We start from the raw sequence: 22,058 nt of genomic DNA, 5'->3' as shown, positions 1-22,058 counted from the left end.
CCTTGCTATCTAAAAGTCTGGCATGACGAGACCTTACGAACCATGGGCCACCTCACCGGATGCGATGTGGGATCCCGCCATGCTCGACCGAGGCTCGGAGGGCAAGTGTCGGCGCCGGCTGGCGCCGCTCAGCGACCACAATATTCCTGGGATAAAATTGACCATCGCAAAAATCCAGAGGGCGTTGCGGTCGCCGAACTGCGAGCCTGCTACACCGCCGAGCAATGCGCCGAACGGAATTGTGCCCATAAGCAGAACCCGGAAGGATGCGCCGACGCGCGCCAGCATATCGTGCGGACAATATGTCTGCTGGAAGGTTATCGCTATCACACTCGAAACGGTGATTCCGCATTCCAAGAAAAACAGACCCAGGACAAAAAAGGCAATACCGGTGCCATGCCAAGCCAGTGGTAAGAAAACGCCGAATGGACCCAAGATTGCAAGCCCCAGCCAGATCGACCAGCCGTCACCTATTTTACGCGACAACCAACCGGCCGTAGCCGCCCCGATGATTCCACCGACGCTGCCGACCGCAACGATAACACCGACGGCAGACGAGCCGACATTCATCTCGTTGAGCAAGTACGGAATTTCCACAGTGCCGATCGCGCTCAGACATAGGTTGGCAATGGCCGCGCATATTATGATGCTACGTAGTTGTCTGTCGCGGTATACCAAGGACATTCCCTCGGTGATCGACGACAGATAGGTCGTATCCCGGCGGGCTAGCGACTCCGGCGGCTCCTCGGCACGGATGACGCTGAGCGTTCCTGCTGAAATCATGAAACTGATGGCGTCCGCAGCAAGAGCGAACGGGGCTCCGAACGCGCTGATCAATACGCCGCCGATACCCGGGCCGACCACTCGCGCTGCCGATCCGCTGGCCTGCAGTCGTGAATTCGCCTGCTGTAGAGATCCCTTCGGCACCAGGGTACGTATATAGCTCGAGGAGCTGAGTTGGGATATAAGACTCAGCATTCCAATGACCGGCGCCACGAGGTAGAGCTGGTAGATGGACAACCATCCCCACGCCGCAGTAATCGGTATGCTGCCGATAGCACATGCTTGTCCGATATTTGCTGCGATCACCAGGGGTCGTTTCTTTCGGCGATCCACCCAGGCGCCCACGGGCAGAGTAAGTATCAAAGCTGGCAGAAACTGCAACATTCCGATGAAGCCGACATCCAATGTCGATCCGTGCAACCACGAAACAGCCGCGACCGGCAGAGCTACGGTCGTGACCATGCTGCCGAGCTGGCTAACGGTCTGACCGGACCAGAGCAAACGGAAGTTACGTTTCGTGTCGGACACAGTGGGATCTGTCACGCCTACCCACCCCGCCGATGTCGGATATCCAGGCACGGCCGACCGTCAGTGCCGCGATGGTGTCGCAGAGACGCTGGTTCAGGATCCGACATGGCAGTCAGACCTCGAGACCCCGGAGTTGACCCGCAAAGCTACCATGCCGTCGGCCCCGCTAAGGGATACCAAATACTTTTGATGATGTTGAATCGCTGAAGATTCTCGATCGCCGCCGACACTATGGTGTCGGCTTCGGAGAATTCGTCAGCCAAACCGCGGAGGATTTCATCCGGACTGCGAGTGCCATCACATGACTGCAAGAAACTCGCAACAGACTCGTGTACGACGATGAAGTTCCCTTCGAGATTGCCTTGCTTGACAACCAGCACGGAATGTGTTCGCTGCCCTGATTCCAGCCCATCGAGATTCGTCGCCGCCGACTTTCCACGCGCCGCCTCAGATGCTTTCCGCTTGTCGAGGATGTGTCGAACGGTGTTTGCGGAGTAACGCCGATAGCGAATCGAGTTCGTAGTGAGCCAGCAGCGCTTGTATCGACCGTCCGGCGCTGACCATGTCGACGGCGCGGCAATATTATCCGGCAAAGCACCGATTGGCAGACTGAATCGGGCAGCACCCTGTACGGACTCGATATCACATGACATCCACAGCAGATCGGATTCCGAGACCAGGATGTCGTAATCCGCATGACCGGTCCTGGCCGCCACCACCTGATCGACTGCGCCAACGACGTGTGTCAAGAAGTATGCGTCTAGCGGCCAGGCATGGTCGGCAATCTGCCGTCGTATATCATTCCCAGCAACGCTGTCGATTGTCGGCGCATAGCGCTTCAATAATTCATCTACATAGTTTCCGACCGCACTCGGCGATTCAATGCTTGTCACGGACGAGCGGTAATTCTCGCCGATAGGTTTCTTCGCGAACGCCGCTATCTGTGTGGCTAGTTCCGACAAACGCCGGTCCGCTGTGACGATCCTTTCGGGCGTAACTCGATCCATGTCGACAGTCGGCAGCACTTCATTGCCGACCAACTGGAGAATAGTCTTGGCCAGCAAGGCAATGTCGGTTGGATCCGGAATTACGTGAATATTCGGGTTCTCCGCGACCTCGGTTGAATTCTTGGCAGCTATTTCACCCGAGACCAGACCCTGCCCGCCGCATGCAGATATCTCATGGAGAATATTCGGACCGTGCTGGGGGATCGCGAACTGTCGCTCGAGAAAGCATATCAGCTTGCATGCGCGAATGAACTCAGGTACGCGCCAATGGGGCATGAACGGTATAGTCCAGACCTCCGAATCGAGGCCTTCGCGGGCGATGAACTCGCGCACCTTCGACATGAGCGGGCCACCACACATCAGGACCAACTGTGCTCGAGAACGCAGTTCAGGCGACCGAGCGAAGGCTTCCAACAGGTCGAACGTGCCCTTCGTTCGGCCAACTTTCCCGTAGGCTCCGATAATTGCCTTGTCGGCGGAGAGAGGCGCGTTGTTGGTGACAGCCGCATTACCGTAGGCGCCGAATCTCTGTATCTCCACGTTGAGGTCCAGCGGCTTCGCACCATTGGAGAACTGCGGAGGAATGTACTGTTCGGCCGGGCCGTCGATCAGCTTGTCGGCCTCGACAGCCAGCCCGAGCAGAGGATCGCCAGTGGTGATCACTCCGTCCGCCGCCCGCAGGACGTGCTTGTAGTAGGTACCGAGTTCGGGGTTGTTCAGCAGGCGGTAACGGTCACTCCCAGCATGTTTGGTCAACCAGCGAACGCCGGTTGCCTGTGCCGCGATTGCGGCGGCCTGGCCGTACGGTTCGAGGTAGTACGACAGGATCAGGTCGGCCTGCTGCGCGCGGACAGCGTCGATCGCCAGTGATGCCAGCTTGGAGAGCATCGGATTGCTCGACGGGATGTGGTGCCAGCGCCATTCATCCCAATACTCGGTCCACAGGACCCGCACCGAGCCTCCCGTTTGATAGCTACCCTGAAGGTCGCGCAGATCGTCGGGGCCGAGCCACATCCGATATTCAGGCTCGACCTCTGCCGCGTTGGTGACGACGGTAACCTGATTTCCCTGTTCGGCCAGCCGTCGACACAGCCAATAACTCTGTGCACTCACACCGCCTTGTATAGGCGGATATTTGACCACCGCTACAATTTTCATTCCTGACCGTCACAATTCATCGAATGAGTGATAGCTATCGTGCGAGCACGAAATGCCGCAGCGAGTAGACTTCGCCCGAAATCATCTTTCGGCATTGCGGCTCGAGCACCATGGTCGACGTGAACGGTTCCCGGGATCGACTGAAGAAGGGTCGCCTCCTGTCTACCCAAACGGAACATCCGAGGCTTTCCCTCGCTTGACGGTGCCACCAGCAGTTCGATCGGCTCGGCACGCTCGACGCACAGTCGATCGAGGTCTTCCGGCGAAGCCGCCTGACGCGCAATCACGGCAGCACGGACCGCCGCTACGTTGAATTCGGCGCTTACGAGATGCACCGAACGGGCCAGCGCGATGGTCGCGGCTGCACAAAGGTGGAAGTGGCCGTCGGTAACAACGCAGGTATCGGTCGGACAGTCGACGGAAGCGGGTCCCGGCAGCTCGACCAAGGTGGCCGCAGCCAATGCGGCCTCGAAGGAGATCACCACCCTCGCTGCCGGCGACAGCTGTCGCGCTTCGGCCATGACCGCGGCGAAACTCGAAAAGCGACTGATCTCGGCGATCTTGAATCCGACATCCTCATCGAAGGCACGCACCCGCGGATGTTGCATAGCGAACTCTTTGATCAACGCTGCTTGATCGCTTCTCGGGCCAAGCAGTATCAGGGTGGCGGGAAAGGCCATATCCACGAGTTGCCTGCGTTTTTGCAGGACCTCGGCACCGAACCTGCGCAATTCGCGCCACTGTCCATCGGCGAGGTATGTGCTCGGAGGACGCCGCTCGTCCAAGTCGCCACCCGCTGCCAGGACAACGCGCTCGACTGTGCTTTCAAGCTGTTGCTGGGAGGCAACATCGACATGGGGAGTGGTGATGGCTGGTACACCCGTGAACGGTTGCACGAAACCCTGTGGATCGGCCAGGATATTCCTGGCGCGGCTCAGTTCCGCGAGTAGTACTCCGAAGTCGGTCGGAAAGTTCGCGTCGCGCTCAATTAGCACCGCGTTGATAGTTGTACGCGCAGCGACATGAGCCAGCAGTGACCACACATCGTCAGAGACGGGCTGATCGTGGGTGTCGCGGAGATGCCCCTCCTGCCATTTCCCACCGGCAACATGGATTTGGGTCACGCGGTCCAGATCGAGGCGGTCGAGGTAATCGAGGACATTCCATCCCAAGCTCATGCAACGACCGATCAGATTGGCGATATCGAGCAAAATGCCACAGTCAGCCTGCGCGGCGACCTCATTCAGAAAATCGACCTCATCCAAATCGCCGCCTGGATCGATAGCACCAGCAACATTCTCGATGAGAAAAGGTCGCCCCGCACTGGCTTGCAAGCTGCGGACCCGATTCGCGACCCGATGTACGGATGAAAGGTCGCGGAATGGTGGTAGGAAAGAACCGGTATTTATCAGCCCGAGTCGATTGAATGCCAAATGATCGGAAAACCAGGGAGCCGCAAGGAACTCCGCGATGTCCAGGACCGATTGCCCGTAGTCCGCCGGCACCGGCGCGATCGAAGCCAGGGATAATTCCAGGCTGTGCGACACACACGGACTACCGCGGCGGAACTCAGCTAGTCTCAATCGGGTGGCGTTATTGAGCGGCATGAACTGGTCGGCAATGATTTCCAGCCAATCAATGTAGTCCAACGATTGCATGATGTTGTCGTGAATCGCTGTGCGATAACCCAAACCAGCACCCAATCTGGGCAGCCGTTGCTTGGAGAAGCCATTCGTAGTGCTCACCTAAATCCGCCAATATCCAGGGCAACAACGGGCGGTGCTGGGCCAGACCTTGGGCTACGCCAAGCACCGCCACATTGCAGCGGCTATTAAGTAGTAGGCCGGGTCAGAGCATTAGCCCGAGGTCGGGTCGGAACACACTACTGAGCACACCGGCTGGTAAGCCAGCTCAATGAAATCGGCAGCATCGGCCAGAAGTTCGAACACGATCGGCTCCGCGGATCCCTCCGTGGATTTCTGTAGTACAGCCGTATCGATGGACATGCATTTTCTCCTATGTCGAGATTATCACTAGCAGAGCCGGTAGCGTTTGATTCAGGCGCATCCCCGTATCACACTTCGGCGACCGACCCCAGACAACTTGTTACCGATGCCCCCTTTCGTCCGTCAAAAGGAATCCACTCGGACTCCGACTATACGAGAACCGCCTTCTAGAGAACCCCTGGTAATCGGCAATATTCAGCCTTGCGATCTGCAGATATTTCGGATCTTGCTACAAATTATTTGCGCTCCTGCCCCAGGATCTGATGCGGACACCCGCACAGTGGGTGCATTCACCATTGCAGTCACAGGTAGAACTATGTTCCTGAGGCAGAGCATTCATCCTCAGCAGTACCCTGGCGCATGGGATATCCCCACAAGTTTGTCTTTAATACCAGTGGTAAGCCATATGCTTATCGTCCCCCGTGCAGGTGTCGACGTGATCAGCCGAGCACATCGTCTCTGGATTATTCCGCCGGATTCGGCCCTGATCGGACCAAAGAACCACGTTGAGAAGAACGATAGGCAGTCTAACCGAGCAAACACAACCGGTTGATGTCAGCGCGCGGTGGAAACCACAGCTCACCGCCGAGAAATTAGTGTCCGGTCCGGACAGAACCGAGTACCACGGTCGGTCCGCCGCTCGGTGCGCAGCCGCTGCAGGGCAACCAGATGTTTGCAGATGAGAGCGTAGAACCGATGACCCAGCAGGTCGCCCTCGATTCATCGAAAACGTTGCTACCCAGTGGAACCTATACATGATCTACTGCGTCCAATGGGGTAGTTGGCAATGCAGGGGGCCGGACGGAGAACGGTCGACTGCTCGTACCGGAAGTCTGTTGGGGGTTGAAATGGATACGACCGATTCGGGTACCCCGTCAGGACCTGGCCACCACCCGTCACCACGCCGGGAGTTTGCGCTGCGGTTCAATGCCCTCTATCTCGCCGGCGGCAGCCCCCCGCTGCGGGTACTCGCATCGGCGGCGCGCAAACGAGCACAGCCCACCAAGCGCGCAGAGCGATCGGTATCAGTGTCCGCCCAACGGATCAGCGACTGGAAAGCGGGCCGAAATGTGCCCTCCCGATTCGAGGCGATGCATCCGGTCCTGCTCGTCCTCATAGAGGGTGTCCGACACCAGGGGCACTTCGTGCGAGCGGATCTCGTCGACATCCGTTTGTGGCGAGAGTTGTGGCGGCAGGCGCATGCCCCCCAATCCGGCCGAACACCTGTCGCCAGCGACTGCCCATTTCCTGGTAACGCTCCCTATTCGAGCCGAGAGGCACCGGGCCTTGCCGGCAGGAACGTCGCGATCGAGGCACTTGTGGAGCATGTGGCCCGAGCCCGGGACGCACGCGGTACCGACCGGATTATCGCGGTGAGCGGCGCTTCCGGCGTAGGGAAGACGTCTCTGCTTGCGGCGGGATTGATTCCGGCCTTGCAGCGGAGCGAGCCCCGGACCGAGACAGTCCAAATGGTGACACTCGGCACTGATCCGGTGAACGACCTCGCGGAGGTCCTGGCCACGACACGAGCTCTACGTGATGCTGCGACCGTCCGTGCTCGCGAGCCGCTCGAACATCGCGACGCCAAAGAATATTTGGTGATCATCGACCAATTCGAGCGGTTCTTCGCAGCGCCGATCGACCGAGATACCCGCGAAACGGTTCTGGCCTCGGTGCGGTGTCTCGCGGATATCGCCGTCGTGTTGATTTCGCTTCGCACAAACTGTATTTCGAACTGCACCGATCATCCGATCCTGATCGACACGATCAAACATCGCGGATACCTGCTGGAGACGATGAAATCCGATGAGCTGAGGGCGGCCGCATCCGGCCTGGCTCACCAGTGCGGCATCGGTGTCGAAACCGGCCTCGAAGAGGTGTTGCTCGCGGCGATCGAGGGCATCCGCAGCGACACCGGCAGGCTCGGCCATGAGCCGGGCGAATTGGCGGTTCTGTCGCAAACCATGAAAATGATGTGGCCGCAACGAGAGAACGCTCGATTCACGGTCGGCAGCTACCGCAGAATCGGAGGTGTCGAAGGAGCCGTCCACGCTGCAGCACACGATGTATGGAATTGCCTATCACAGTCCCAGCGTTCGACCGCGCGGCGAATCCTGCTGGGTCTGGTATCGGTCCGCAGCGACGCCGATGACGCGCGCCGAAGGCTCTCCGGAGACGAACTGCGCCGCCTCGTCGGCCGCGAGCCTGGAGCCCAAGCGGTGCTCGATGCGCTGATCGATGGACGGATCGTCACGATGGACTGGGATGAAACATATCTGAGCCACGACCTCATTCTGACTTGGGAACCGCTGGCAGATTGGCTCTACATCCATCGGCCGGTGCTCCTCGTGCAACGCCGAACCGCCGTTGACGCGTCTGAATGGAATACAGCCGACCGGCACTCCTCGCTTCTCTATCGTGGTCGCCGACTGGCAACTGCGATGAAGCACATCGATACGAACGACGATGTGGTCACCGAATTTCTGCACGAGTCGATCCAATCCGAAAAGCGCGAGCGGACCGCAAGCGCCGCGACTCCCTGAACCCTCTGCAGTGCCGACCGCTGCCGAGAGACGCTGACGGAATCTCGGCTTCGGCGCGGCCTCGAACCACCCGCTCCCGTACCCGATAGCCGTGGACATCGGAGCGCCGCGATGTCGCATCTTGTTGCACTGGTCTGACCACTTGACCTCCTGACCTTTTTGGCGCAGAGTGGCGGTATGGCGTTGCAACCTGTGGTCAAGCGGTCGGTGTCGGGCGATGTGTTCGAGCAGATCGCGGCGGATGTACTCAGCGGGGAGTTGGCACCCGGGGCGACCCTGCCGAGTGAGCGGCAGTTGGCGGAGGCACTAGGTGTGTCCCGGCCCGCGGTACGCGAGGCACTGCAGCGGCTGGCGGCTGCCGGACTGGTGGCGGTGCGGCAGGGCGACGCGACCACCGTGCTGGACTATCGGCGCGGGGCTGGGCTCGAGGTGCTGCCCCGGCTGCTGATCCAGGCCGGGGAGCTGGAACCGAAGGTCGCGCGCAGCATTCTGGAGGCGCGGCTGCACAACGGACCCAAGGTGGCCGAACTCGCGGCGATCCGGTTCGGCGGACCCGAGTCCGCCACCGTACGCGCCGCCTTGGATCACACCGTCGAAGCGCTTGCCGCCGAACAGGATCCGATCGCACAGCAGCGGCATGCGATGAAGTTCTGGGATCACGTCGTCGACGCGGCCGATTCCATCGTCTTCCGACTGATGTTCAACATGTTGCGCGCCGCCTACGAACCCGCGCTGGCGGCGCTGGCGCCGATCATGTCCGCCGAGGTGGGCAATGTCGAGGCCTATCGGAGCCTGGCCGCCGCCATCGAGGCCGGTGCGCCGGAACAAGCCGCGAGCATCGCTCGCGCGTTGCTCGAGCCGGCGACTACGGCCCTGATCGAAGTATTGGAGGGTACCGAAAACCTCGAACGCTGACGGCGGATCCGCGATCCGGCGTCGGCAATCCCCGGATCATCGCAGCGGTCCGGAATATCGCTCGGTGCGCCACCGAAAGGATGGCACCGACTGGCTCCACCAAGGAAAAGAACATGACGAAACCCCGATCATCCAGCAAGGATTCGGCTACGGCGGGCGAGCACGCGCGTCAGGACGGACGGCCCCTGCGCCGCGGCCTCACCCTCGCCGCCGCCTTCCGCGAATTCATCCGGCACCCCTCACCATGGCTGATCGGCACCACCCTGGTGGCGGCGCTGGTCGCCCGAATCGTCGTGGGCGACTGGCAGTCGACCGATGCGCTGGTGCCCGCGGTCATGCTCGCGGTCTTTCCGGTCTTCGAATGGATCGTGCACGTCACGGTATTGCATTGGCGGCCGAGGCAACTCGGCCCGATCCCGATCGATAGCGAACTGGCGCGCAAACACCGTGAGCACCACGTGGATCCGCGCAATATCCCGCTGATCTTCATCCCGACCAAGACGCTTTCGGTACTGGTGGTCGTTCTGATCGCGATCGCGACCCTGGCCTTTCCCCGCCTCGGCCTCGGCCTGACCTTCCTGCTGATGATCACCGCCCTCGGCCTCGGCTACGAGTGGACCCACTACCTGATCCACACCGACTACAAGCCGAAAGGCTCCCTCTACCGGGCGGTTTGGCGCAATCATCGCCACCACCACTACAAGAACGAGCACTACTGGTTCACCGTGACCACCTCCGGCACCGCCGACCGTCTGCTCGGCACCTATCCCGATCCGGCGACCACGGAAACCTCCCCGACAGCCCGGCACCTGCACTCGGCCTGAAGCCCGGGCACCACCAGCGCGGCGCTTCCAGCCTTCGCCGCCGCGCACCTAGTGGCCGTCCGGGCCACGGCCGAGGTGGTCGACGTCGCCCAGGCACGCCGGCCCCGGGAGATCGTGCGGTGGTCGGCGCGACCGTCAATGCCGGCGGGCAGATCATGGTGCACGCCAATTGAATCGGCGTCGATACGCAGCCAGGCGGATCGCTATCCGCCGACAGTCTCAGCTCGCGGCGAGCAGACGTTGGGCGATGGCTCGGGCGCGGTCGGCGGCGGCCGGGGTCGCCTCGCGAACAGACGTGACGATTGCGCCATCGACGAGGAGAGCGAACTCGGCCGCCAGTTCGGGAGCGTCGGAACGGCCTGCGGCGGTAAATAATTCGGCGAGGTAGTCGATGACACGTCGCTTGTGCCGATCGGCGGCCTGATGGGCGGCCGAGCTCGGATCGGCCACTTCGACCATGGTATTGATGAAGGCGCAGCCGCGGAAGTCGTTGCGGGCGAAGCGTTCCGAGAGTGCGTCGAAGACCGCGAGCGGACGGTCCACCGGGTCGCTCGCCTTCGCTTCGACGGACTCCCGTAACCACGCCAGCCAGCGCCGATCCCGGTCCTCGAGTACGGCGACGACCAGGTCGTCCTTGCTCGCGAAGTGGCGATAGAAGGAGGCACGGCCGACGCCGGACTCCTGCAGCAGGCGATCGACGCCGACCGCCCTGATGCCCTCGGCGTAGAAAAGCTCCTCGGCCGTGGTGAGTAGTCGCTGTTTGGCCTGTGTTGCCATGGCATCACCCTACCAGGACGGCACCGATCGGTACCATCCGACTTGACGCATTCGGCACCGATCAGTACCGTTTCAATCCGGTACCGATCAGTACCATCCCGTTCGAGTTTGGAGTCACGATGTCTCGGCTACCGCTTGTATCGACCGAAACCGCCGACGCCGAGCAGGCCGACCTGCTCACCGAGGTGCAGCGCCAACTGGGCCGGGTTCCGAATCTCTACGCCGCCATGGCGAACAGCCCCGCGACACTGCGCGGATACCTGAACATGCGCGACGCACTCACCCGCGGCAAGCTCTCGGCCCGCATCCGCGAACAACTGGCCCTGCTGGTCGCGAGCGAAAACGGTTGCGACTACTGCGTTGCCGCGCACAGCATGCGAGCGGGGCGGATGGGTTTCACCGAGGAGGCCATCGCGGCCACCCGTGCGGCGCGCGCCGATGATCCGCACGCGGATGCGGTACTGCAGGTCGCGCGCGAGGTGCTGCGCTCGCGCGGCCGGGTCGACGATCACTTCATCGACTCGGCCCGCGAGCGTGGCGTGAGCGATGCCGAGTTGAGCGAGGTGGTCGGTCATATCGCGCTGAATGTCCTGTCGAACTACTTCAATCACGTCGCACAGCCGGAGCTGGACTTCCCTCCCGCCGAACCCACGAAAGGCAACACGATGAACGCGAAATGGCGTAAGGCCACCGAAGTCGCCCTGGTCGATGGGTATTCACTGCTCGACCGGGATGGACAGCCGGTTCGGACGATCGATGATGTCGAGGTATCGATCGAGGGTGGATTCCTGCACGTCAAGATCGCAGGGGCGGCAGAGGTACAGGTGGTTTCGGCGCCCGCGGTGGCGCTGGTCACTTACCGCCCCGAAGCCTGAGCATCGCAGCCGAGAGCCCGGCCCGGTCCAGTACCGAGCCGGGCTCTCGTCTGCATACCCTCACCCCGTACCATGTTGACAATGTACCCTAGGGGGGTATGGTAGATCCGAGTTCGACGGGACGGTCCGCCGAATGAATCCGAACGGAGCCTCCTGATGAACGCAGCAAACAAGTTCACCGGCTTCACCCTCGGTCTCGCGGCGGTCTTCGGGATCGCACTGGCCCTCGGTGCCGCGCTCGGGCCGGAACCCACCGAGTCCGCGCACGACTCCAAGGGACACGAGGACATGGGCGAGTCCGACGAACTGCCCGCTGGACTCATGGCCAGCGAAAACGGCTACACCCTGCGCTTGGATACCCCGCAGACCACCGCAGCGGCGAATGTTCCGCTGCGGTTTCGCATCCTGAACCGCGACGGCACACCCGTCACCAGCTATGTCCGCAGCCACGACAAGGATCTGCACCTCATCGTGGTCCGCCGCGATATGGCCGCCTTTCAGCACGTGCATCCGGTACTCGACCAAGCCGGAGCCTGGAGCGTCCCGCTGGATCTCACCCGCGCCGGTGACTACCGGGTCTTCGCCGACTTCACACCCGATGGCGGTAAGAATCTGACGCTCGGTGCCGATCTGCGGGTCGCGGGCAACTACGACGCCCAGGCGCTGCCCGCGCCGTCGGCTACCGCGCAGGTCGGTGCGTACACCGTCGCGCTGAACGGCACGGTCACGCCGGGCCAGGCCTCGAAGGTCGTGCTCACGGTCAGCCGCAATGGCAAACCGGTCACCGATCTGCAGCCCTACCTGGGGGCCTATGGTCACCTGGTGGCATTGCGCGCCGCCGACCTCGCCTACCTGCACGTCCATCCGGAGGGCAGCCCCGGCGACGGTGTGACCCCGGCCGGACCAGGCATTACCTTCTACGTCGACGCGCCGAGCACGGGCGACTACCGACTCTTCCTGGATTTCCAGCACGAAGGCGTGGTTCGCACCGCCGAATTCACCCTCTCGGTCGCCGGCTCCGCGCCCATCCCGGCAGCGGAACCTGCCGGACACGGCCACTGATCACTACCCTGAGTCGCACAGAACGGAGCACACGATGACCACCGCGACACAACCATCCGCCGGACAGGTCGAATTGGTGATCGGTGGCATGACCTGCGCGTCCTGCGCCAATCGCATCGAGAAGAAGCTGAACAGGCTCGACGGCGTCACCGCGACGGTCAACTATGCGACAGAGAAGGCGCGGGTCGACTTCAGCGGTGACATCTCACCGGAGCAGCTGATCGCCACCGTCGAGCAGGCCGGTTACACCGCCGCGCTGCCGAGGATCGAGGAACCCGCGGAAACCGCCGCCGACGAGGATCCGACGGCGGCGCTGCGGACCCGACTGCTGGTTTCGCTGATGCTGACGGTTCCGGTTATCGCGCTGGCGATGGTGCCCGCGCTGCAGTTCGACAACTGGCAGTGGCTTTCGCTGACGCTGGCCGCGCCGGTCGTGGTGTGGGGCGCACTGCCCTTCCACCGCGCCGCGTGGGCCAACCTCCGGCACGGCACCGCCACCATGGACACCCTGGTGTCGATGGGCACCCTCGCAGCGTTCGGCTGGTCGCTGTATGCGCTTTTCTGGGGCACGGCCGGAACGCCCGGCATGAAGCATCCGTTCGAGTTGACCATTGCGCGGATGGACGGCACCGGCAGCATCTACCTGGAGGCCGCGGCCGGCGTCACCACCTTCATCCTGGCCGGACGCTACTTCGAGGCGCGCTCCAAGCGGCGGGCCGGGGCGGCGCTACGGGCGCTGCTGGAGCTGGGCGCTAAGGAAGTTTCGGTGCTGCGCGGCACAGGGGGACGGCAGCCGACGGAGTCGGCGGGGTGGGCAAGCACAGGGGGACGGCAGCCGACGGAGTCGGCGGGGTGGGTAGGCACAGGGGGACGGCAGCCGACGGAGTCGGCGGGGTGGGTAGGCACAGTTGAACAGCGAATTCCGGTCGAGCAGTTGAGCGTTGGCGACATCTTCGTGGTGCGGCCCGGTGAGAAGATCGCCACCGACGGTGTGGTCGTCGAGGGTTCCTCGGCGGTCGACGCGTCGATGCTCACCGGTGAATCGGTGCCGGTGGAGGTCGGTCCCGAGGATGCGGTGGTCGGTGCGACGGTCAATGTCGGCGGGCGGATCGTGGTGCGCGCCAATCGCATCGGCTCCGATACCCAGCTGGCTCAGATGGCGAAACTGGTCGAGGACGCGCAAACCGGAAAGGCGCAGGCACAGCGGTTGGCGGACCGCATCTCCGGGATCTTCGTGCCGATCGTGATCGCACTGTCGGTCGCGACGCTCGGATTCTGGTTGGGCACCGGCGGTTCGGTCGCCGCGGCGTTCACCGCCGCGGTCGCGGTCCTGATCATCGCCTGCCCATGCGCCCTCGGACTGGCCACGCCGACGGCGCTGCTGGTCGGCACCGGTCGAGGTGCGCAACTGGGCATTCTGATCAAGGGTCCGGAGGTGCTGGAGTCGACCCGGCGGGTCGATACCGTGGTGCTCGACAAGACCGGCACCGTCACCACCGGCAAGATGACCCTGCTGGATGTCATAGCCGCTGCGGGCGAGGACACTGCCGAGGTGCTGGCGCTGGCCGGGGCGCTGGAGGATTCGTCGGAGCACCCGATCGCCCACGCGATTGCCAAGGGTGCCCGGGATAAGGTCGGTGCGCTGCGGCAGGTCGAGGAGTTCGCGAATATCGAGGGCCTCGGCGTGCAGGGTGTGGTGGACGGCCATGCGGTGATCGTCGGGCGGGCAAGGCTGCTCGCGGACTGGTCGCAGCAGTTGGACGCCGACCTCGAGCAGGCCATGCACACTGCCGAAACCGATGGCAAGACCGCCGTCGCGGTGGGTTGGGACGGTAAGGCACGCGGCGTGCTCGTGGTCGCGGATGCGGTGAAACCCACTTCCGCCGAAGCGATCTCGCAGTTGAAGGCACTCGGTCTCACCCCGATCATGCTGACCGGCGACAACACCGCCGCGGCGAAAGCCATTGCGGCACAGGTCGGTATCGACGAGGTGATCGCGGAGGTGCTGCCCGCCGACAAGGTCGACACCGTCAAGCGGCTGCAGGCCGAGGGCAAGGTGGTGGCGATGGTCGGCGACGGCGTCAATGATGCCGCTGCCCTGGCCCAGGCCGACCTCGGCCTGGCGATGGGCACCGGAACAGATGTCGCCATCGAGGCCAGCGACCTGACCCTGGTCCGCGGTGACCTGCGGGCGGCCGCCGATGCGATCCGACTGTCCCGCAGGACCCTCGGCACCATCAAGGGCAACCTGTTCTGGGCCTTCGCCTACAACGTGGCGGCGATTCCGCTCGCCATGGCCGGACTGCTGAACCCGATGCTCGCGGGCGCCGCGATGGCGTTCTCCTCGGTCTTCGTGGTCAGCAACAGTCTGCGCCTGCGCGGCTTCCGTTCCACCGCTCAATAGGAATCGGGCGGGGCGGCGTATATGCCGTCCCGCCCGATCCCATGGCTCACTGCAGAATGCCGCTATTTCCCAGACCCGCCGCGGCACTTCCGGTGGCCCATGCAGCAGCGGCACTTCCGGTCATGGCCAAGAGGGAGAGCAGAATCATCGGTTCGACCTTTCGTAGAGCAACGATCAGCAATCGAAAACTACTGCGGCCCAAAAGCGTCCACAATCAGCTGCGCGATACTCTCGGCAACCTCTCGCGACATTGCCAGTCAATTCCCAGCAAGAAATTTCGCGTTTACCTGAGCGCGGTCGACGCCCTCGAACCCGGTTCGCCCAGCGGACTATCGCCTGGACGCCTGTGCGCCTGTCGAGGCAGTGTCGACAGGCCGGTCACCACACGCGCCTCAGGAGCCAGCCGATGCCCATCATGGACAACCCCGAAGTCCCGCCCGCCGTATACGTTCAGATCGACCGCGACGTCGATGCCATTCGTCCGATAGGTCCGATCAAGGTGACCGTGACAACGGAACTGGTCGACAAGTTCTCCAGCGGCGCACGCCAATTGGTTGTGCGGTCGGCAGCAATTCCCGACGAAGGCGATCCCCCGGGACCGGTTCGCGACGAAGGCGATCCGCCGACCAAAGAACTGTAAGGGTCTCAGCGAGGTGGGTCGGTGCATAACAATGCGGCGGCCCGATGGAGGCAGCGGAATTCTTATCAATGTTGCGGAAATAGAGCTACGCCCGCACCGGTGAGCTGGTCCCATGCGTGCTGGCGACCGGTAACGATCAGGAGCAGGGCGGCGACCGGGCCGGTGATGGTGGATCCGTCGCCGGCGGACCAGTTGGTGTCGGTTGCGGCGAGGCGGTAGCCGGCGAATTTCTTGCGGGCGTGGAAGGGGGCGCCCATTGTCCAGATTCGGTGAATGGCTGCTCGTGCGGCGGCGACCGGCATGTCGCGGGTGACGCCGAGTGGGACGGCGATGTCTTGGCCGTGAACCAGCAGGTCCATCAGGCGATCGGCCGGTGTGGTGCCGACCGCCGTGACCCGTGCGTCGATGCTGTCGCGCAACTCGCCGAGCAGCTGCTGGGTCGTGATGCGGTCCGCGTGACGGATAGCGGTATCGCGAATCGCCCGGTCCAGGCTGCCGCGGGCGCGGATCACATTGATCAGGATCCAGCCGATGGAGGCGCGGGCGGACAGCACGATATGCGCGACGACGTCGCGGATTCGCCAGCCATCGCAGAGCGAAGGATGGTCCCAGTCGGCTTCCGACAGCGGCTCCAACAGTTCGACCAGACTGGCTCGCTCGGCGGCGACTGCCCGCCAGATCTGGTCGGTGCTCATCATCGTGTCCTGGGCCATCCGCGTATCTCCTTGTCCCGGTGGGTGTTCCAGTAGGGTAGGAACTCCACCGAGGTGGAGGTTCCAGCGAATGTGACCGAGAACACACACCGCGACGGCCTCGTGAGTATCGGGGAGCTGTCGCGAGTGACCGGGGTACCGGTCCGCACGCTCCGCTTCTACTGCGACAACGGGGTTCTGGAGTCGCGGCGCAGCGGGGGCGGGCACCGGTTATTCGATCCGGCGACCACGGTCGATCAGGTGTTGCTGGTACGTCGCCTCCGAACGCTCGGCCTGAGCCTGTCGGCCATCATCGAGGTTCTCACCGGCACCCTGTCGATCGCCGATGCGATCGCCGCGGAACGCGCCGCACTCGACACCGAACTCGGCGTGCTGTCCTGGCGGCGCGCATCACTACGCGCCGTCGAGGATGCGCCACCCGCCGAACGCGCCCGACGGCTGGAACTGCTTGCGTCCGTCCAAGATCGGGACCGCGCACACGCCAGTCTGGTGGCGTTCTGGCGACCACTGCTCGCCCCGATCCCACCGGCACTGTTCGACGGATTCATCGCGATGAACGTCCCGCGGCTACCCGCCGATCCGACCCCTGAGCACATCGTCGCCTTCGCCGAACTCACCACCCACATCACCGATCCCGCATGCACCGCCGTGATGTCACGACAGCTCTGGCGGACGAACCCGACCCGAATCCACGACAAACTCGCACTGGTCACCGGGGTCGCCGAAGCATGCGCGGTCGTGGCCTCGCTCGGCACACAACCGCACCCGGGCCCAGAACTCGACCGGTTCATCGACGCGCACGCCACCGCCCGACGCGACCGCGACACCCCGCGCCTGCGCCACCGACTCCTCGACAACGCACCCGATAACGACCCGCGCATCCATCGCTACTGGAAACTCACCACCCAGATCACCGGAACCACCACCGCGGGAACCGCCCTCTACTGGCTGTACCAAGCACTTGCGCAGTGGGCCGAAGACGTTCGCGTCTGACCACCGGTAGCTGAACCGGAATGCCGACGATCCGCACTCGGCAGCTGCTCGGCGATAGGCGGCGGCTCGTTCGGCAAGCACTTCCATTCGAGCGAGTGGCACGGAGAATCGTCGCCGGCCACGACAACTGGTTGCACAGTGAGATCAGCCCAGGTAGATTCCCAACCGATTGCACATTGCAACCAGAAGGGATTCCGATGACACAGCTGGTCCGAGTTCAGAACTTCAGCGTCTCCAGCGATGGATACGGCGCAGGCGAGGGACAAACCCGCGAGCACCCATTCGGCCACGCCGATCCGAGCGAGCTCTTCTTCTGGGCAGGCGCCACCGCCCACTGGCCCAACCGAACCGACCCCGGCGGCACCTACGGCCTCGACGACTACTGCGCCCGAGACTTCACCAACAACATCGGCGCCGAGATCATGGGGCGCAATAAATTCGGTCCGCAGCGGGGTCCATGGGAGAACTACGACTGGCAAGGCTGGTGGGGCGACGAACCCCCGTTCCACACACCGGTCTTCGTCCTCACACATCATGTGCGCCCCTCGATCACCCTGGGGGACACCACATTCCACTTCCTCGACATGTCTCCGAAAGACGCACTGGCGCAGGCATTCGACGCCGCCGAGGGCAAGGATGTGCGAATCGGTGGCGGTGTCGCCACAGTCCGGGCATTCCTCGACGCCGATCTCATCGACAACATGCACATCGCCGTCGCACCGACCGAACTCGGTCGCGGCGAAAGGCTGTGGACCAGCCCCGACGAACTCATCGACCGTTTTCATCTGGAGCAGATCCCGAGCCCGAGCGGCGTGGTACATCACTTCTTCTGGCGAAAGTGACACAACTCTCGGTCACACCACCCCCAGGACTGGGGGCTTCCGGCCGCAACCGGCGTCCGATTCGATCTACGGTAGTAACGATTGCCCATTTGGTGGATTACCTAAACGGGCTTACACGTTGCGCGGATGCGATTTTCAGGAGAGACGCGGTATGCGATTCAGAGTTCTCGTTGCGGCGGCCGCCGCTGTGACGGTCGTCGGCACGGGAGTGAGCCTGGTGGCGCCTGCGGCCTCGGCCGCACCGATCAACAGCGCGGCCAAGGCACCCGACGGTTCCTACATCGAGAAAGTAGAGACCCTCGGCGACCGCAAGCTGCAGCTCGAGGTCCACTCCACAGCCATGGATCGGACGTTCCCGGTCCTGGTGGATCTGCCCGCGGACAACTCGGTCTCGCGCCCGACGCTGTATCTGGTCAACGGCGGCGGCGGTGGCGTCGACGGTAACGCCTCTTGGGACCAGAAGACCGACGCCAAACAATTCCTCGCCGACAAGAACGTCAACGTCGTCGAGCTGATCGGCGGCCGGTGGAGCTACTTCGCCGACTGGCGCGCGACCGATCCGGTGCTCGGCATGAACAAATGGCAGACCTTCTACACCGAGGAGCTGCCACCGATCATCGATGCGGCGCTCGGCACCAACGGCAAGAATTCGATCGCGGGCTACTCGATGGCGGGGACATCGGTGCTGATGCTGGCGATCACCAAGCCCGGCCTGTTCCAGAATGTCGGCGCCTACAGCGGCTGTGCGCAGACCAGTGATCCGATCGGCCAGAAGTTCGTGCAGACCACGGTCGAAACGTGGGGCGGCGGTAACCCGGACAATATGTGGGGACCCGCGGACAACCCGCTCTGGCAAGCGAACGATCCGGTCCTGCACGCGGACAAACTGCGCGGAACGAACCTCTGGGTTGCGGCGGGCGGCGGTCTGCCCGGCGCGCACGACGCTCCCGGTGACCCGTTCATCATGGGCGACGACAAGTACAACCCGATCAGTGTGGCCAACCACGTCGTCGTCGGCGGCATCATCGAGGCGGCGATGAGCGCCTGCTCGCACAACCTCCAGAACCGGTTGAACCAGTTGGGAATTCCGGCGACATTCGACCTGCCCCCCACCGGCACCCACACCTGGGGCTACTGGCAGGACGACCTCAAGCAATCATGGCCGGTTCTGTCCAAAGATCTCTACTGACCGACCCCGGCCGCAACTACCAACCCATCTGACGGTATTCCTCGCCCCGACCTCGCCAGCCGCAGGTCGGGGCGAGCTGTGTCCGATGCCGCAGTGACCGGCCGCCACATCCCGGTCGCCGATTCGCAAGCCGTAGCGGCGGAGTCGTAACCGGGCCGTATCACGCCGGGTAGGTGTGGATTTCGGTGGCCTTGACCGCGGCCCACAGGGGCGCGCCGATCTGAAGACGTAAATCGGCGACGGTCGCGGGGGTGACGTCGGCGAGCACGGATGGGCTGCCATCGAGGCGAATCCGGGTGGTGTTGGCGTGCTGTTCGAGCCCGACCACGGTGACCGGCCAGGTATTTCGCGGGCTGCCCGTTGGTTGTTCGAGGTGCAGGCTCACCGCGCTCGGCGGGAACGCGACATGTACAGCGCCCCGGGCGGGCTCGGCGACAGTGAGGGCGCCGCCGTCGTCGAGATCGATGGTATTGCCGTGGGCGCTGCCGCGATAAAGGTTGAGGCCCACCAGGTTTGCGACATAGTCCGAGCGTGGTCTGCGGGCGACCTCGCCGGGCGGGCCCTCCTGAATGATGCTGCCGTTTTCGACGATGACGAGGCGGTCGGCCAGCACCATGGCATCGAGCGGGTCATGGGTGACCAGCAAGGTGTGTCCGGTGTAGTCGGCGAGGTGGTGGGCGAGGTCGGAGCGAACCTCCAAACGGGTGCTGGCGTCGAGTGCCGCCAACGGTTCATCCAGCAGCAGCAGCCGCGGATCGGTGGCCAGCGCACGGGCCAGCGCGACACGTTGCGCTTGACCGCCCGACAGCGCACGCGGTTTGGCGTGCAGGTGCTCGGCGAGGCCGACTCGGTCGAGCCAATACTTCGCGCGGTCGCGCGCGGCCCGGCGGTGGTGCCCGCGGGCGCGCAGCCCGAAGGCGACGTTGTCCTGGGCCGACATGTGCGCGAACAGCAGGTAATCCTGGAATACGACGCCGATCGCGCGCCGCTCGGCCGGGATGAACAGCTTCGGCGGTGCGTCCCAAGTATTTTCGTCGAGACGAATGCTGCCACCGGTGAGTGGGGTGAGTCCGGCCAGCGCCCGCAGCGCGGTGGTCTTGCCCGCACCGTTGGGACCCAGCAGTGCGACGACTTCGCCCGGTGCCACGCCGAGGGCGATATCGAGTTCGAATTTGTCCCGGGTGACGCGTATTTCGGCGTCGAGTGTCATAGCGCTCCTCGCGTCCACCGGTCCCGCAGCGCGGCCAGTACGACCACCGACACGGTGAGCAGCACCAAGCTGAGCACGATCGCGTCCTCGGGATCGGTTTCCAATGCGAGGTAGACCGCCAACGGCATGGTGGTCGTCTTACCCGGGAAGTTGCCCGCGAAGGTGATCGTGGCGCCGAACTCACCGAGCGCACGGGCCCAGCACAGCACCGCGCCCGCGATCACACCCGGCATCGCCGAGGGCAAGGTGACCCGCCGGAAAGTCAGCCAACGCGACGCGCCCAGGGTGGCGGCAGCTTCTTCGTAGCGGGGATCAACTCCCCGCAAAGCACCCTCGACGGAAATCACCAGAAATGGCATCGCCACGAATGCTTCGGCGACGACGACCCCGGCGGTGGTGAAAGGCAGTGAGACACCGAACCACTCATACAGATGACGGCCGATGATCCCACGCCTGCCCAATACCAGCAGCAACGCGACACCGCCGACCACCGGCGGCAGCACCAGCGGGACCGTCACCAGCGCCCGCACGAACCCGAGCCCGGGGATCTCGCCGCGAGCGAGCAACCACGCCAAGGGAATCCCGAAAACAAGGCAGACGACAGTAGCCGAGCTCGCACACACCAGCGAAAGGCGCAGCGCCTGGCCGACTTCGGCGCTGAACAACCGGTCGGGCAGACCGCGCCAAGGCGCGCGCACCAGCAGCCCGGCCAGCGGCAACAACAGAAACGCCAAACCGCAGACGGCGGGCAGCACGAGAACGAGCGGTCGCCGCCCGCGCGCTACCCGCCGCCGCGCCGACGTTCGGATCACGGGTTGTCGAATCCCGCCTTGGTGAACACCGTGCGCGCTCGGTCGGACCGGACGAACTCGACGAACGCCGCGGCGGCCGCGGAGTTGGGTGCCTTGGCCAGCGGCGCTACCGGATAGTCGTTGATCGCCTTGTCCGCCTCGGGGAAGTCGATGCCCTCCACCTTGTCACCGGCAGCCTTGACATCGGTGCGGTAGACGAGCGCGGCATCCACCTCACCGAGGGTGACCTTCGTCAGTACTGCCTTGACGTCGGCCTCACGGGTGTCGGGCTGCGGGTTCACGCCGGCGACCTCGAATACGCTCTTCGCGGCGGCACCACATGGCACCTGTTCGGCACACAGCGCGATCTTGGGTTCGGTCTTGCCGAAGTCGGCCAGTCCGGTGATGTGGCCGGGATTGCCCTTGGGGACCGCGATTTCGAGACGGTTGCGAACGAACGTCACGGGTTTGGCGGTGATATCGCCCGCATCGACGACCTGCTGCATATTCTTCGGCGCCGCCGAGGCGAATACGTCGACCGGGGCGCCCTGCTTGATCTGTTCGGCCAAGGCCGAGCTCGCACCGAAGCTGTAGACGACCTTGGTGCCGGGGTGTGCGGCCTCGAATTGCTTGCCCAGTTCGGTAAAGGTCTCAGTCAGCGATGCGGCGGCGAATACCGTCACCGTTCCGGCGATCTTGTCGGTGGGGGCTGAGTCGGACGATTTGTCCGATCCACAGCCGGCCAGTGTCAATGCAACGGCGCCGGTCAGAGCGACCGCGCTCAGCGAGCGAATCATC

The 22,058-nt window shown here is 63.6% G+C and carries 19 protein-coding genes; 10 read left to right on the top strand and 9 right to left on the bottom strand.

Annotated features, from left to right (window positions below):
• Nucleotides 1–33: 33 nt before the first annotated feature.
• The 4 genes from ON44_RS00895 to ON44_RS49815 form a co-directional block, all read right to left on the bottom strand.
• Nucleotides 34–1,326, bottom strand: a complete 1,293-nt coding sequence (locus ON44_RS00895; RefSeq protein WP_157187013.1) for an MFS transporter — start codon at nt 1,324–1,326, stop codon at nt 34–36.
• 131 nt (nt 1,327–1,457) lie between these two features.
• Nucleotides 1,458–3,431: a glycosyltransferase gene (locus ON44_RS46400; RefSeq protein WP_169338022.1), complete on the bottom strand. Its 1,974-nt coding sequence runs from the start codon at nt 3,429–3,431 to the stop codon at nt 1,458–1,460.
• 41 nt (nt 3,432–3,472) lie between these two features.
• Nucleotides 3,473–5,221 carry an MbnB/TglH/ChrH family RiPP precursor modification enzyme gene (locus ON44_RS00885; protein WP_157187012.1) on the bottom strand — a complete coding sequence of 583 codons (1,749 nt, stop codon included), beginning with the start codon at nt 5,219–5,221 and terminating at the stop codon, nt 3,473–3,475.
• 111 nt (nt 5,222–5,332) lie between these two features.
• Nucleotides 5,333–5,482 carry a hypothetical protein gene (locus tag ON44_RS49815; protein WP_157187011.1) on the bottom strand — a complete coding sequence of 50 codons (150 nt, stop codon included), beginning with the start codon at nt 5,480–5,482 and terminating at the stop codon, nt 5,333–5,335.
• Nucleotides 5,483–6,237: 755 nt separating this feature from the next.
• On the opposite strand from ON44_RS49815, the gene ON44_RS53890 reads away from it, so the two are divergent.
• The 3 genes from ON44_RS53890 to ON44_RS00870 all read left to right on the top strand — a co-directional run bounded on the left by ON44_RS53890 (nt 6,238) and on the right by ON44_RS00870 (nt 9,764).
• Nucleotides 6,238–8,025, top strand: a complete 1,788-nt coding sequence (locus ON44_RS53890) for an nSTAND1 domain-containing NTPase (RefSeq protein ID WP_373283113.1) — start codon at nt 6,238–6,240, stop codon at nt 8,023–8,025.
• A 177-nt stretch (nt 8,026–8,202) separates the two neighbouring features.
• A complete protein-coding gene (locus ON44_RS00875) occupies nt 8,203–8,940 on the top strand; it encodes a FadR/GntR family transcriptional regulator (protein WP_040685805.1) in 738 nt (245 codons plus the stop codon).
• Between the two features lie 113 nt (nt 8,941–9,053).
• Nucleotides 9,054–9,764, top strand: coding sequence for a sterol desaturase family protein (locus ON44_RS00870; RefSeq protein ID WP_083897575.1), 711 nt, complete (start codon nt 9,054–9,056; stop codon nt 9,762–9,764).
• 219 nt (nt 9,765–9,983) lie between these two features.
• Here ON44_RS00870 and ON44_RS00865 read toward each other — a convergent pair whose 3' ends face one another.
• A complete protein-coding gene (locus ON44_RS00865; protein WP_040685804.1) occupies nt 9,984–10,541 on the bottom strand; it encodes a TetR/AcrR family transcriptional regulator in 558 nt (185 codons plus the stop codon).
• A gap of 119 nt (nt 10,542–10,660) precedes the next feature.
• On the opposite strand from ON44_RS00865, the gene ON44_RS00860 reads away from it, so the two are divergent.
• The 4 genes from ON44_RS00860 (at nt 10,661) to ON44_RS00845 (ending at nt 15,522) form a co-directional block, all read left to right on the top strand.
• Nucleotides 10,661–11,416: a carboxymuconolactone decarboxylase family protein gene (locus ON44_RS00860; RefSeq protein ID WP_040685879.1), complete on the top strand. Its 756-nt coding sequence runs from the start codon at nt 10,661–10,663 to the stop codon at nt 11,414–11,416.
• 156 nt (nt 11,417–11,572) lie between these two features.
• Nucleotides 11,573–12,478, top strand: coding sequence for a DUF8832 domain-containing protein (locus ON44_RS00855; protein ID WP_040685803.1), 906 nt, complete (start codon nt 11,573–11,575; stop codon nt 12,476–12,478).
• A 34-nt stretch (nt 12,479–12,512) separates the two neighbouring features.
• Nucleotides 12,513–14,882: a heavy metal translocating P-type ATPase gene (locus tag ON44_RS00850; protein ID WP_040685802.1), complete on the top strand. Its 2,370-nt coding sequence runs from the start codon at nt 12,513–12,515 to the stop codon at nt 14,880–14,882.
• A gap of 406 nt (nt 14,883–15,288) precedes the next feature.
• Nucleotides 15,289–15,522 carry a hypothetical protein gene (locus ON44_RS00845; protein WP_157187008.1) on the top strand — a complete coding sequence of 78 codons (234 nt, stop codon included), beginning with the start codon at nt 15,289–15,291 and terminating at the stop codon, nt 15,520–15,522.
• A gap of 65 nt (nt 15,523–15,587) precedes the next feature.
• Here ON44_RS00845 and ON44_RS00840 read toward each other — a convergent pair whose 3' ends face one another.
• Nucleotides 15,588–16,235, bottom strand: a complete 648-nt coding sequence (locus tag ON44_RS00840) for a maleylpyruvate isomerase family mycothiol-dependent enzyme (RefSeq protein ID WP_051181271.1) — start codon at nt 16,233–16,235, stop codon at nt 15,588–15,590.
• 72 nt (nt 16,236–16,307) lie between these two features.
• On the opposite strand from ON44_RS00840, the gene ON44_RS00835 reads away from it, so the two are divergent.
• The 3 genes from ON44_RS00835 to ON44_RS00825 all read left to right on the top strand — a co-directional run bounded on the left by ON44_RS00835 (nt 16,308) and on the right by ON44_RS00825 (nt 19,259).
• Nucleotides 16,308–17,228: a MerR family transcriptional regulator gene (locus ON44_RS00835; RefSeq protein WP_040685877.1), complete on the top strand. Its 921-nt coding sequence runs from the start codon at nt 16,308–16,310 to the stop codon at nt 17,226–17,228.
• 197 nt (nt 17,229–17,425) lie between these two features.
• Nucleotides 17,426–18,070, top strand: a complete 645-nt coding sequence (locus tag ON44_RS00830; RefSeq protein WP_040685800.1) for a dihydrofolate reductase family protein — start codon at nt 17,426–17,428, stop codon at nt 18,068–18,070.
• 151 nt (nt 18,071–18,221) lie between these two features.
• The gene (locus tag ON44_RS00825) at nt 18,222–19,259 is read left to right on the top strand and encodes an alpha/beta hydrolase (protein WP_040685799.1); all 1,038 of its coding nucleotides are present in this window, start codon (nt 18,222–18,224) and stop codon (nt 19,257–19,259) included.
• 160 nt (nt 19,260–19,419) lie between these two features.
• On the opposite strand, the gene ON44_RS00820 is transcribed toward ON44_RS00825, so the two are convergent.
• Genes ON44_RS00820 through modA form a run of 3 tightly spaced genes read right to left on the bottom strand, consistent with a single transcriptional unit; the run spans nt 19,420 to nt 22,057 of the window.
• Nucleotides 19,420–20,469 carry an ABC transporter ATP-binding protein gene (locus ON44_RS00820; protein WP_040685798.1) on the bottom strand — a complete coding sequence of 350 codons (1,050 nt, stop codon included), beginning with the start codon at nt 20,467–20,469 and terminating at the stop codon, nt 19,420–19,422.
• Nucleotides 20,466–21,278, bottom strand: coding sequence for a molybdate ABC transporter permease subunit (gene modB / locus ON44_RS00815; protein ID WP_040685876.1), 813 nt, complete (start codon nt 21,276–21,278; stop codon nt 20,466–20,468). Before modB ends, ON44_RS00820 begins: the two co-directional genes overlap by 4 nt.
• On the bottom strand, nt 21,278–22,057 hold the full coding sequence (gene modA / locus ON44_RS00810; RefSeq protein ID WP_040685797.1) for a molybdate ABC transporter substrate-binding protein: 780 nt from the start codon (nt 22,055–22,057) through the stop codon (nt 21,278–21,280). Before modA ends, modB begins: the two co-directional genes overlap by 1 nt.
• Nucleotide 22,058 lies beyond the last annotated feature (1 nt).

The sequence above is a fragment of the Nocardia vinacea NBRC 16497 genome, assembly GCF_000308835.1.
Taxonomy (GTDB): Bacteria; Actinomycetota; Actinomycetes; order Mycobacteriales; family Mycobacteriaceae; genus Nocardia; species Nocardia vinacea.
This window is presented reverse-complemented; position numbering and strand designations above follow the sequence as displayed.